The sequence below is a fragment of the Photorhabdus noenieputensis genome, assembly GCF_018448935.1.
In the GTDB taxonomy this organism is placed as follows: domain Bacteria; phylum Pseudomonadota; class Gammaproteobacteria; order Enterobacterales; family Enterobacteriaceae; genus Photorhabdus; species Photorhabdus noenieputensis.
The window spans coordinates 44297-55993 of record NZ_RCWC01000039.1; the positions used below are offsets into that span (position 1 = coordinate 44297).

Consider the following 11697-nt stretch of genomic DNA (forward strand, 5'->3'; position numbering starts at 1 on the left):
AATCGGAAATTCTTTGGCATCCTGACGACCACAACCCTCCCCACCTTCACGCCTACTACGATGAACATACGGAAAACATCCTAAAAAAAGCCTATTTATTGTACATGACGATATCTAATTCAAAAAAAATAAGTCATTAAAAATCAGTTAACTACAAAAAAATCATTTTTTTTCTCATATTCACTGTAAGAAATTAATGTGTGGTGCGACTAATCGAGTGAAGCAAATGCTCGTTTAAGCGAAGCAGTAATTCACCTTCTACACCAATATAAAAGGAACATTCTATGACTAAACAGACTACAAAAGCATTACTGGCTCTGGCCTTAGGTAGCGCGCTGATTACGGTAGGCACTTCAGCAATGGCGGATTCCGGCAGCAAAATGGAGAAATGCTATGGCGTTTCTCTGAAAGGGAAAAACGACTGTAAAGCAGGTGCAGGCACCACCTGTGCTGGTACCTCAAAAAAGGATTATCAAGGTAACGCCTGGAAAATGGTACCCGCGGGCTCCTGTGTAAAAATGAAGTCTCCAACCTCTCCGACCGGCTTTGGTCAACTGGATGCATTTAAAGAAGTGTAATTCCGGTATCAGGCAGGAGCTCATACGATGACAATTTCTTTACCCTCACACAGCGTCTCTCGTGATGCTCCTGACCGCCTCATGCTAAATAGGCTTCCGGCCAGAGCAGGGATCGGATTAAAGCCGGAACATTTTCGCGCTATTCTGCGCGATAAACCCGACATTGGTTTTTTTGAAATTCATGCGGAAAATTATCTGGTTGCAGGTGGTCCGTTTCATCAAGCTCTAACCGCCATTCGCCAGGATTATCCGCTCTCTATTCATGGCGTGGGCCTGTCCATCGGAGGAGAAAATCCTCTGAATCAGACCCACTTACAACGTGTTGCTGAGCTGGTTGAACGCTACCAGCCAGCCGTTTTTTCTGAACACCTTGCCTGGTCGACGCACAACGATCTATTTCTCAATGATCTGCTGCCGCTGCCTTATACCGACATCACGCTAACGCGTGTCTGCGAACACATCGATCAGGTACAGAATGCGCTGCGTCGCTCGATTCTGCTGGAAAATCCATCCACCTACGTCGAGTTCAGTGTCTCAACCATGAGCGAGACTGACTTTATCTCCGAGGTGATACGCCGTACCGGATGCGGACTACTGCTGGACGTGAACAATCTCTATATCAGTGGCGTCAACCATAATCGCTGCCCGTGTCAGATGCTATTCGAGCTGCCACTTCACTGTGTCGGTGAAATTCATCTAGCGGGCTATACGGAAAGCCGCGATGGGGCAAACGACCTGCTGCTGATTGATTCACACGACAGTCATGTGACCGGGCCCGTCTGGGATCTTTATAACAAGACCCTGCGTGAAACGGGGCCGATCGCCACCCTGCTCGAATGGGACAGCAATATCCCACCATTAGACGTGTTGTTGAACGAAGCCAACCATGCCCAGCGTTATATTACGGAGAACACGAAACATGCAACAACAACTGTATCAAGCACTTCTTGACCCCGACATCATGGTACCAGAGGGGCTGACAGTCTGGAACGGTAGCGATCCGGCGGTACGTTTTGCGGTTTATCGTAATAATGTCATAGCGTCGCTGATCGACGCACTGGCCGAAAACTGCCCCGTCCTTCTCGCCCAACTCGGAGAGCGCTTTTTCCGCGCGATGGCAGCGGAGTTTATACGTCAACAACCGCCTTCTTCTCCTATTTTGGCGGGCTATGGCGCTCAATTGCCGGACTGGATTGCGACGTTTCAGCCGTTGGCAGACTGGCCTTGGCTGAGCGATCTCACCCGATTGGAAATGTTGTTTATTGAATCACTACACGCGGCAGACCCTACCGAACAGACGGCAGAAACGGCCCCAGTTGACGATCCCTCACAGTTGCGGATGGTGCTCCATCCTTCGGTACGGCTCTTCAGTTCAGATTATGCTGTCTTCAGCCTGTGGGCCTCACACCAACAAAGTGAAAACGAGATGACGCTGGACCCATTCCAGCCGGAACATATGCTACTGTGCCGCATTGACGACGATGTGCGAATAATGTTGCTCAGCCGTGCGGAAATACAATTTGTTGCCATGCTACAGTCCGGTCAGTGTCTTACCGAAGCCCTAGATATCGCCGCCAGGGACGATGCAACTTTTGAGCCTCAGCCAGTTTTACAACGTATGCAGCACTACGAGCTGATCCTTTCTCTATATAGCAACACGGAGCGCTAAGATGGCATTACTCAAAACATTAGTGTTAAAAGGGCAACACATTGCGCAGGAAAGTGTTATCCCCCTTCTGGCACGCATTAGCCTTGCCGCAACATTCTGGCTGTCGGGCCAAAGCAAAGTGGTGGGATTAAACATAGATATTCTGGAGACAAGCACACCCTGGCAACTAGGGATTCCGCGCGTTACCGACAGCTCAGTGTCGCTCTTTATCAGCGAGTACAAGCTCCCTCTGCTACCACCCGATGTTGCTGCCGTCATGGCCGCGACCGCAGAACACTTGTTTCCGCTGCTGCTGATTGTCGGATTAGCGACACGCTTCTCCGCGCTAGCATTAATGGTGATGACGCTGGTGATTCAGATATTTGTTTATCCAGATGCCTGGCCTGTTCACGCTACCTGGCTGACGGCTCAGTTGTATCTGATGACTTATGGCGGTGGGAGGTTTTCGCTTGATCGCCTGATTTACCGCCATCGTACCTGATTCCCCCTCCCTACGTTACTTTATTTTGATTCTCGTTTTCGCCACGAGCGAATGCGGAAGTGATAGTGCGCAGGTCGGCAAGCTGTTGCCTGACATTTCGGCACCCGTCGCATATTCGCAAATGCAGCATCAACTGAACATGTTGGGAAAGCACAATTTTTTCATCCAGCGCCTGAGACATCAGGCGCGTAGCTTGATAACAACTAAGCATATTTACCCTCCTGGGAAAACCAGCGTTGTGACAAACATTCGCGTAAACGCATACGTGCACGCCAGAGCATCACATTCAGATTGCTGACAGAGAGCGCCATCTCCTGACAGATCTCCTGAGTCTCAAGACCAATAAATTCGCGCATCATAAATGCCCGAGCGTTTTGCGTTGGCAACTGTGTCAAACAAAGCTCGAAAACCGTCCAGAATTGCTCCTGTTCGGCCGCCTCATCCGGTAAATGCCAGCGCTGAGGATGCTCGTTTCGCGGCCAGTGACCAGATTCATCAAACAGCGCTTCGAAATTTTGCTCATCAACATCATCAGTCAGTTGCACGCTGCTGTGCCGATAACGCATACGCAAGGCGTCCGAGATTTTGTTACGCAGGATCGTAAACACCCAACTCTTCCAGGCGGCTCGTCCGGCAAAAGAAGCGGCATTCTTCATCGCCCCTTCCAGCGCCTCTTGGACAACATCTTCCGCCTGATGAAAATCATTCAACTGTAAGCTGGCAAACTGCAACATTTGTTTATGCAGCATGGAAAAAAACTGCGGATCCCGCAGCAAGTTACTGATATCGGACATCTTAGTTTCTATCTCAACAGGATTGTTCGGGATAACCGGGTATTACGAAACACCATTTTGGCGGAATCGTTTAAATTCACTCGCATGACTTAGGGACCGTTTGGGGAACAGAGGTAACTCTAAAGTGGCTTGCTCCCGCTTCTCAATCACAAGTGATGATAGCGGCAGGAGTAAGTCACTGTCCATGCAAACTGCCAGTAAAAACTTTTTCACTTTATCATTGGCGAAAAGCTGGCAGTGATAGATAGTCACGATGCTAAAGGTCAGCAATCTGAAATGTGCACGTTCACCACGTGCACATTTTATTATTTCCCGAATAACCTACGGTTAAAATCCTCAATCTTTCCAAACATCACCCGCTTTTGCATAGTCAGGCTCCAACTAGCAGATAACCCTGCGGCACTCATCAGCCGACGATATTGTTCCTCATCAAATGGCATATTAAAAGCAATCGCTATCGCTTCTTTAACTAAAACATCACTATTACGGGAAACAAGAACGAGAGGCTCATCTGGGCTAACATTTCCTCTGGCAATAATTCTATAAAGCCAGCCACAACGGCCACTTTCCTGCATAATGGCAGAAAAATTGCTGATACCGGAATGAGAATTAAGTTTGTAGCAAGGCGAACGAGGCTGAGTTACCTGAATCATTGCTCCTCCCCAACTGAAAATATCGCCAATACAAACATTTTCTTCAGTTAACCCCGTTGTGGAAATATTTTCACCAAATGCCGGAGCAATAAAAAAATCTTCTTGATCAGGGAATTGATGTTTCCAGAAATCATAGTGTTCACGAGGATAATGACAAAGTGCACGATCAGGACCGCCGTGGAAACGGGTTTCAGCCTGCTCATCACCTTCTAATCCTAGAGAAGTCAGACACAAGCTACCATCAACCATCCGTTTGTTAATTGCGCTGGCAGAAAGTTTTCCTGATATTTCAATTTTACCTGTATATACCTGCGGACAATACATAATGCACTTTCCTTATTGAAATCAGTCTGACATCACCATCATAAACTAACATTCAACCAATAAAAATGCCGGCAATCATATCAGCCGGCATAGCAGAAAAGAGAAATTATTCAGCAAATTATTTCACTTTTTCCTGATAACGTATTGCTGCTTCATCCCAGTTAACAACGCTCCAGAACGCTTTAATATAGTCAGGACGACGGTTTTGGTACTGTAAGTAATAAGCATGTTCCCAAACATCCAGACCAATAATCGGATAACCAGATGCACCAGAAATAGCTTCACCCATTAATGGGCTATCCTGGTTAGCAGTCGATACAACCGCCAGTTTGCCATCATCTTTCAGTACTAACCACGCCCAGCCAGAACCAAAACGGGTAGCCGCTGCTTGCTCAAATTTCTCTTTAAAAGAATCTATGCTACCGAAGTCACGTTCAATAGCTTCTTTTAATGGGCCTTGCAAAGTTGTACCTAATTTCAGACCTTTCCAAAACAAGCTATGGTTAGCGTGTCCACCAGCATTGTTACGTACAAAAGTACGTTTATCAGCAGGTATCTTATCTAATTGCTGAATCAGATCATCAATATCCAGCCCCACCAGCTCAGGGAAAGCTTCCAAGGCGCTATTGGTATTATTGACGTAAGTCTGATGATGCTTGGTATGGTGGATTTCCATCGTCTGCTTATCAAAATGAGGTTCCAGAGCTTCATAAGAATAAGGAAGAGAAGGTAATGAATAGCTCATATCATGTACTCCAGTCATATAAGAATGGTTCAAAGTCCACACCTTGTGAACAACGTGATCATTATAGTTAATTAAATATTATTGGAAATGTTTATCAATACCATATTCTCATTATGGTTTTATTATACAACTGTGTTTCAGTGACTTATCAGTCAATTTATCTATATTTAACATTATTATTGGATTAGGATTTTGAATTACTATTTTTGGTTAGCAATTAAACCTAAAGAAACCCGCCACACTAAATGACAATCACGTGAAAAATATTCTTTTTATTGCGTGATCTTCCGCGCAAAAAAAAAACAAAAATTCTCTTTACACTTTAGTTAACTTTGATTTGACATAATATTAACATTCGCAAGGAGAATATTACATGACCAAAATAATGAAGCACCCTATTCCTGCCTACATTGCAGAACATGCCCTGATGAATAAACAACAATATCAACAAGATTACCAATTATCGTTACAAGATCCCGAAAGGTTCTGGGGCGAGAAAGGCAAAATTATTGACTGGATTAAACCTTACACCAAGGTAAAAAATACCTCTTTTGATCCTGGGCATATCAATATCCGCTGGTTTGAAGATGGAACACTAAACTTAAGCGCAAATTGTCTTGATCGTCATCTAAAAGAACGTGGTGATCAAACCGCTATTATCTGGGAAGGTGATGATCCAACAGAATCCAAAACAATAACCTATCGTGAACTACATCATGATGTATGTCAGTTCGCTAATATATTGAAAAATCTGGATATTAAAAAAGGCGATGTTGTAGCTATTTACATGCCGATGGTGCCAGAAGCAGCGGTTGCCATGCTGGCATGTGCCCGCATTGGTGCTATTCACTCTGTTATTTTCGCAGGTTTTTCTCCTGATGCCGTATCCGGGCGTATCATCGATTCAAACACCAAATTGGTCATTACCGCCGATGAAGGATTGAGAGCCGGACGCACCATTCCCCTGAAAAAGAATGTTGATGACGCATTAAATAATGCAGCCGTTGTCAACGTATCCAATGTGATCGTTTTTAAACGTACTGGAAATATTGGTCACTGGCAACCCGGCCGTGACCTTTGGTGGCATGAATTGGTCGCAGACGCTAGTGCTGATTGTCCCGTTGAAGAGATGAATGCAGAAGACCCACTGTTTATCCTCTATACCTCAGGTTCTACCGGTAAACCTAAAGGTGTACTGCACACTACTGGAGGTTACCTTGTATATGCATCTCTAACATTTAAATATGTATTCGACTATCAGCCCGGGGAAGTCTATTGGTGCACAGCAGATGTGGGATGGGTTACCGGGCATAGCTACCTGCTCTACGGCCCCCTTTCCTGCGGCGCTATTACTCTAATGTTTGAAGGCGTACCGAACTATCCTGCGGTTAACCGTCTGAGCCAGGTTATAGATAAACACCAGGTAAATATCCTGTACACAGCACCCACAGCGATTCGTGCCCTGATGGCTGAAGGTGACAAAGCCATTGAAGGAACGAAACGTACTTCTCTGCGGATTATGGGATCAGTTGGCGAGCCGATTAACCCGGAAGCTTGGGAATGGTATTACCAGAAAATTGGTAACAGCAAATGCCCGATTGTCGATACCTGGTGGCAAACAGAAACTGGTGGCTTCATGATCACACCACTGCCTGGCGCAACCGAACTAAAAGCAGGTTCCGCAACGCTACCTTTCTTCGGTGTTCAGCCCGCGTTGGTTGATAATCTTGGTGAACTGCTAGAAGGTGTTTGTGAAGGAAACCTGGTTATTACCGATTCTTGGCCAGGACAAGCACGCTCACTATTTGGCGATCATGACCGTTTCGAACAAACCTATTTCTCTACCTTTAAGGGAATGTATTTTAGTGGTGATGGCGCACGCCGTGATGAAGATGGCTACTATTGGATAACCGGCCGTGTTGATGATGTGCTGAATATTTCCGGCCACCGTCTAGGTACTGCTGAAATTGAATCTGCTTTGGTCTCCCATCCTAAAATTGCAGAAGCTGCTGTCGTAGGCACCCCACATAATATTAAAGGGCAGGCAATTTATGCCTATGTCACCTTGAATCACGGTGAAGAACCCTCCCCAGAACTCTATACAGAAGTCCGTAATTGGGTACGTAAAGAAATCGGCCCAATCGCTACACCAGATATCCTACATTGGACAGACTCCTTACCAAAAACCCGTTCAGGAAAAATTATGCGTCGTATCCTGCGCAAAATAGCCTCCGGCGATACCAGCAATCTAGGAGACATTTCAACGCTAGCAGATCCAGGAGTAGTAGAAAAATTGTTGGAAGAAAAACAAACAATGAGTATTTCGTGACAGATCATGCCGCCGGAAGGCGGCTGTAATCAAAATATAATAAATAGAAGAGGATATACTCCGATGAATGACGATATTTATCTAGGGATCGAGAATAACCCTCGTTTCAAAGAATTGGTTGAAAAGCGAGGACGTTTTGCATGGTTGCTATCAATAATCACATTAATTCTGTATGTCGGTTTTATTTTTCTCATTGCATTTGCCCCCGAATGGCTAGGTACTCCCCTTTATAACGATTCCAGTATTACCCGTGGAATACCGGTTGGTATTGGTTTAATTGTTATTTCATTCATCTTAACCGGCTTATATGTAATCAGAGCCAATAACGAGTTTGATCACCTTACTTCACAAATTCTCAGTGAGGTAAAGAAATGAAAAAGTTCCTGTTATTAGCGATAGTGCTATTTCCTCATCCCTCTTGGGCTAACGTAATCTCTGAAACTGGAGAAAAGCAACCTATCAACATTCAGGCCATCATCATGTTTGTCCTGTTTGTTGGTTTTACACTCTATATCACTTACTGGGCCTCAAAAAAAACACGCTCCCGTACTGATTACTACACGGCAGGTGGACGTATTACTGGTTTTCAAAATGGAATGGCAATCGCGGGAGATTTTATGTCCGCAGCATCATTCCTCGGCATTTCTGCCTTAGTCTATACGTCTGGTTATGATGGACTAATTTACTCTATCGGTTTCTTGATTGGCTGGCCTATTATCCTATTTCTGATTGCCGAAAGATTAAGAAACCTTGGACGCTATACTTTTGCTGATGTCGCTTCTTACCGGTTACAGCAACGCCCAATCCGTACGTTATCTGCAATTGGTTCACTGTTTGTCGTCGCCCTTTATCTTATCGCTCAGATGGTCGGGGCAGGTAAACTTATCGAATTGCTTTTTGGGCTTAATTACCATGTAGCGGTCGTATTGGTTGGTATCCTGATGGTACTTTATGTTCTGTTTGGCGGTATGCTCGCAACGACCTGGGTACAAATTATCAAAGCTATCCTGTTGCTAGCTGGTGCCACCTTTATGGCCCTTATGGTCATGAAAACAGTAAACTTCAATTTCAATACGCTATTTAAAGAAGCCATTGCTGTTCACTCAAGAGGTGAAGCCATCATGAGTCCAGGAGGGTTGGTATCTGACCCAATATCCGCACTTTCTCTAGGTCTCGCATTGATGTTTGGTACTGCCGGTTTACCTCATATTATTATGCGCTTCTTTACTGTAAGTGATGCGAAAGAGGCCCGAAAGAGTGTTTTCTACGCTACCGGCTTTATTGGTTATTTTTACATTCTGACCTTTATCATCGGTTTCGGCGCTATTTTACTGGTTAGTCCAAACCCTTCCTTTAAAGATGCTACCGGCGCACTCATTGGTGGTACTAACATGGCAGCCGTTCACCTCGCTAATGCAGTTGGAGGCAACTTATTCTTGGGTTTTATATCTGCTGTCGCTTTTGCCACAATTCTTGCCGTTGTTGCGGGGCTAACGCTGGCTGGTGCATCAGCGGTATCACATGACCTATATGCAAATGCCATTAAACGTGGTAAAGCCAATGAACGAGATGAACTGAAAGTATCAAAAATAACAGTTGTGATACTTGGGTTTATCGCAATCGGATTAGGAATTTTATTTGAAAACCAGAATATAGCCTTCATGGTTGGATTGGCATTTTCTATTGCTGCAAGCTGTAACTTCCCAATTATTCTTTTATCTATGTACTGGCGTAAACTCACTACCCGTGGAGCCTTAGTAGGAGGTTGGCTAGGATTAATTACAGCAGTAGTTTTGATGATTCTCGGCCCAACAATCTGGGTTAGCATTCTTGGTCACGAGAAACCAATCTATCCTTATGAATATCCAGCATTATTTTCAATGATTACCGCTTTTATTGGTTCATGGCTATTTTCTATCACCGATAATTCACAACAAGGTATGCAGGAAAGAGAACAATTTAGAATCCAGTTTATTCGATCACAAACAGGATTTGGTATCGCACAAGGAAAAGCACATTAATTACATTTTTATGTCCAACCTCTCCTTCGGGAGAGGTATTTTCATTAGAAACCACCTAAATTCAGAGCTATTTCACAAGTTAACCTCTTGTTTTAATCCCAGGTTAATGATTAACTCTTTTATTTCAATTTATTAATTAAATTATTAATCTGTATGCGAAAAAAATGGCCAATTATTATTTTGATTCTCTCTTTACTACCGATAATTTTCACTAGTGATTTATCTGATGAGTATAAGTTAAAAATAATATTACTAAGTTTCTTACTAGCAAGTGTTAATGCATTTTTTTATTGTTATAAATATCTTAAGCCTTTGGTTTTACTTATTTCTCTATTATGGTCGCTTAATATATCCACATCATTTTTCTTCTTTAATGAACATCAGATAAGCTTTTCTTCAACTATTGCTAATACTTTTATTAATACAAATAGCAATGAAGCTGTAGGTATGTTGTCCTACAACAAATACTATGTGTTTTTCTTTATTTTCATGCTGTTAATATATTTTTTGTCTATTAGATGGCTATCAAAAAATATAGACAAAAGATTACTAAAATCTAGTTTATGGGCTTTTATTTTTGTCTGTCTGTTAGCACCTGTTGACTACTATATCTCAGGAAAAAAATATTCAAATGATATTATTCTATCAGAACACTTTTTAATGGGAACACCATTCTATAACTCATCAGCAATGGTAAAAGCAATATATGAAAATCAACAAATTAAAAATATTTCTTCTGTTAAAGTTAATTTTAATTATGTAAAAGAAGATAAAGATATTGATATTTACATATTGATGATAGGAGAATCAGCAAGAAGAGATCGTATGTCTCTGTACGGTTATAACAAAACCACAACACCAACATTGGACACGATGCAGAGAAATATGTTGATATTCAATCAAGCTATTTCTCCAGCTCCAGTGACTATATTATCCTTACCTATTTCGCTTTCTAATATTACTCTATATCAGCTCAGAAATAAGGTTCATTATGCCGACAATATTATATCTTTAGCTAAAGATGCAGGATTTAAGACAACTTGGATAAGTAACCAAGGAAGGTCAGGTAAAAGTAATAGCCTGATCACAATTATTGCTAATATGGCTGAAAGCCAAAAATGGAATGAATATATTGGATATGATGAAGAGTTACTACCCTATTTAGATGATGCGCTAAAACAGAAAGGTAAAAAATTTATTATTATGCATATCTATGGTAGTCATGAACCATCCTGTAACCGATTTCCCGAAAATAAACTGGTATCTTTTTCATCGAACGAAGATGATAATTGCTATGACAGCTCAATAGCTTATACAGATCAGCTAATAGAGAAAATTATTAATAAAATCAAAGATTATAAAGCATCTATTCTCTATTTTTCAGATCATGGATTACAACGTTTAGATAAAAACGGTGACATTCATTATCACCACGGAGTTAGTCATCCTCGAAAAGAAGCTTATAATATCCCCTTATTTATCTGGTATAACGATAATGTTAATCCAAGATATCGTCATACTGGTGTAATAAATATCCCTTTCTCAACTTCAGATAATTATTACCTTATCAGTGATTGGCTAGGTATTTATCATAAATCTCCAGAATACTGCCGTTCACCATTAAGCAATTGTTTTAAATCACAGAAAGAGCTAATGGTGATCGATGGGAATAAAAACCTGATGAAATATAGCGAGCTTTCTGATGAGAAAGATATCAAAAACTTTAGGTAAATGACTTAAATTTCAATATCCAAGTATCTTAGCCATGATATCAACCATAAATACACTATTTATAGGCATACTCTGGGCATAAGAAAACGTAAATCTACTATTGACTCTCATTCAAGTCAGCCATTGTATTGTAGGTAGCCCTGAGAATACGAATAGAAGTAGTAACCAGATAATATAAGCAAACAAAATGATACATACCTTAATACGCAAAAACCCCCAGCTTACGCTGAGGGTTTCTACTGTATTTAAAGCCTGGCAGTGTCCTACTCTCACATGGGGAGACCCCACACTACCATCGGCGCTACGGCGTTTCACTGCTGAGTTCGGCATGGGGTCAGGTGGGACCACCGCGCTATCGCCGCCAGGCATATT

General features: G+C 42.5%; 12 protein-coding genes and 1 rRNA gene. 8 read left to right on the forward strand and 5 right to left on the reverse strand.

Annotated elements, in window-relative coordinates; all coding sequences use genetic code 11:
* Window positions 1–284: 284 nt before the first annotated feature.
* Genes EAE91_RS20290 through EAE91_RS20305 form a run of 4 tightly spaced genes read left to right on the forward strand, consistent with a single transcriptional unit; the run spans window position 285 to window position 2728 of the window.
* Window positions 285–578, forward strand: a complete 294-nt coding sequence (locus tag EAE91_RS20290) for a BufA1 family periplasmic bufferin-type metallophore (protein ID WP_036779464.1) — start codon at window positions 285–287, stop codon at window positions 576–578.
* A 27-nt stretch (window positions 579–605) separates the two neighbouring features.
* The gene (gene bufB, locus EAE91_RS20295; protein ID WP_214090071.1) at window positions 606–1529 is read left to right on the forward strand and encodes an MNIO family bufferin maturase; all 924 of its coding nucleotides are present in this window, start codon (window positions 606–608) and stop codon (window positions 1527–1529) included.
* The gene (locus EAE91_RS20300; protein WP_214090072.1) at window positions 1498–2247 is read left to right on the forward strand and encodes an HvfC/BufC N-terminal domain-containing protein; all 750 of its coding nucleotides are present in this window, start codon (window positions 1498–1500) and stop codon (window positions 2245–2247) included. The genes bufB and EAE91_RS20300 overlap by 32 nt, the downstream gene beginning before the upstream one ends.
* A 1-nt stretch (window position 2248) precedes the next feature.
* Complete coding sequence (locus EAE91_RS20305) at window positions 2249–2728, forward strand: DoxX family protein (RefSeq protein ID WP_214090073.1); 480 nt, start codon at window positions 2249–2251, stop codon at window positions 2726–2728.
* 10 nt (window positions 2729–2738) lie between these two features.
* Here EAE91_RS20305 and EAE91_RS20310 read toward each other — a convergent pair whose 3' ends face one another.
* The 4 genes from EAE91_RS20310 to sodA all read right to left on the reverse strand — a co-directional run bounded on the left by EAE91_RS20310 (window position 2739) and on the right by sodA (window position 5244).
* Entirely contained in the window at window positions 2739–2939 is a 201-nt protein-coding gene (locus EAE91_RS20310; protein WP_214052050.1) for an anti-sigma factor family protein, read from the reverse strand.
* Window positions 2932–3522: an RNA polymerase factor sigma-70 gene (locus EAE91_RS20315; RefSeq protein ID WP_214090074.1), complete on the reverse strand. Its 591-nt coding sequence runs from the start codon at window positions 3520–3522 to the stop codon at window positions 2932–2934. Before EAE91_RS20315 ends, EAE91_RS20310 begins: the two co-directional genes overlap by 8 nt.
* A gap of 305 nt (window positions 3523–3827) precedes the next feature.
* Window positions 3828–4499 carry a 6-hydroxyaminopurine reductase gene (yiiM, locus tag EAE91_RS20320; RefSeq protein WP_214090075.1) on the reverse strand — a complete coding sequence of 224 codons (672 nt, stop codon included), beginning with the start codon at window positions 4497–4499 and terminating at the stop codon, window positions 3828–3830.
* A 118-nt stretch (window positions 4500–4617) separates the two neighbouring features.
* Entirely contained in the window at window positions 4618–5244 is a 627-nt protein-coding gene (gene sodA / locus EAE91_RS20325; RefSeq protein ID WP_214090076.1) for a superoxide dismutase [Mn], read from the reverse strand.
* Between the two features lie 373 nt (window positions 5245–5617).
* On the opposite strand from sodA, the gene acs reads away from it, so the two are divergent.
* The 4 genes from acs to EAE91_RS20345 all read left to right on the forward strand — a co-directional run bounded on the left by acs (window position 5618) and on the right by EAE91_RS20345 (window position 11325).
* Entirely contained in the window at window positions 5618–7573 is a 1956-nt protein-coding gene (gene acs / locus EAE91_RS20330) for an acetate--CoA ligase (protein WP_214090077.1), read from the forward strand.
* 63 nt (window positions 7574–7636) lie between these two features.
* Complete coding sequence (locus EAE91_RS20335) at window positions 7637–7948, forward strand: DUF485 domain-containing protein (protein WP_214090078.1); 312 nt, start codon at window positions 7637–7639, stop codon at window positions 7946–7948.
* Window positions 7945–9594 carry a cation/acetate symporter ActP gene (gene actP / locus EAE91_RS20340; RefSeq protein ID WP_214090079.1) on the forward strand — a complete coding sequence of 550 codons (1650 nt, stop codon included), beginning with the start codon at window positions 7945–7947 and terminating at the stop codon, window positions 9592–9594. Before EAE91_RS20335 ends, actP begins: the two co-directional genes overlap by 4 nt.
* A 153-nt stretch (window positions 9595–9747) precedes the next feature.
* Complete coding sequence (locus EAE91_RS20345; RefSeq protein WP_214090080.1) at window positions 9748–11325, forward strand: phosphoethanolamine transferase family protein; 1578 nt, start codon at window positions 9748–9750, stop codon at window positions 11323–11325.
* A gap of 250 nt (window positions 11326–11575) precedes the next feature.
* On the opposite strand, the gene rrf is transcribed toward EAE91_RS20345, so the two are convergent.
* Window positions 11576–11691, reverse strand: a 5S ribosomal RNA gene (gene rrf / locus EAE91_RS20350).
* Window positions 11692–11697 lie beyond the last annotated feature (6 nt).

Bases quoted from the DNA above. Each gene is read 5' to 3' on its own strand.
- EAE91_RS20290 (WP_036779464.1), top strand. From the start codon at position 285: ATGACTAAACAGACTACAAAAGCATTACTGGCTCTGGCCTTAGGTAGC.
- bufB (WP_214090071.1), top strand. From the start codon at position 606: ATGACAATTTCTTTACCCTCACACAGCGTCTCTCGTGATGCTCCTGAC.
- EAE91_RS20300 (WP_214090072.1), top strand. From the start codon at position 1,498: ATGCAACAACAACTGTATCAAGCACTTCTTGACCCCGACATCATGGTA.
- EAE91_RS20305 (WP_214090073.1), top strand. From the start codon at position 2,249: ATGGCATTACTCAAAACATTAGTGTTAAAAGGGCAACACATTGCGCAG.
- EAE91_RS20310 (WP_214052050.1), bottom strand. From the start codon at position 2,939: ATGCTTAGTTGTTATCAAGCTACGCGCCTGATGTCTCAGGCGCTGGAT.
- EAE91_RS20315 (WP_214090074.1), bottom strand. From the start codon at position 3,522: ATGTCCGATATCAGTAACTTGCTGCGGGATCCGCAGTTTTTTTCCATG.
- yiiM (WP_214090075.1), bottom strand. From the start codon at position 4,499: ATGTATTGTCCGCAGGTATATACAGGTAAAATTGAAATATCAGGAAAA.
- sodA (WP_214090076.1), bottom strand. From the start codon at position 5,244: ATGAGCTATTCATTACCTTCTCTTCCTTATTCTTATGAAGCTCTGGAA.
- acs (WP_214090077.1), top strand. From the start codon at position 5,618: ATGACCAAAATAATGAAGCACCCTATTCCTGCCTACATTGCAGAACAT.
- EAE91_RS20335 (WP_214090078.1), top strand. From the start codon at position 7,637: ATGAATGACGATATTTATCTAGGGATCGAGAATAACCCTCGTTTCAAA.
- actP (WP_214090079.1), top strand. From the start codon at position 7,945: ATGAAAAAGTTCCTGTTATTAGCGATAGTGCTATTTCCTCATCCCTCT.
- EAE91_RS20345 (WP_214090080.1), top strand. From the start codon at position 9,748: ATGCGAAAAAAATGGCCAATTATTATTTTGATTCTCTCTTTACTACCG.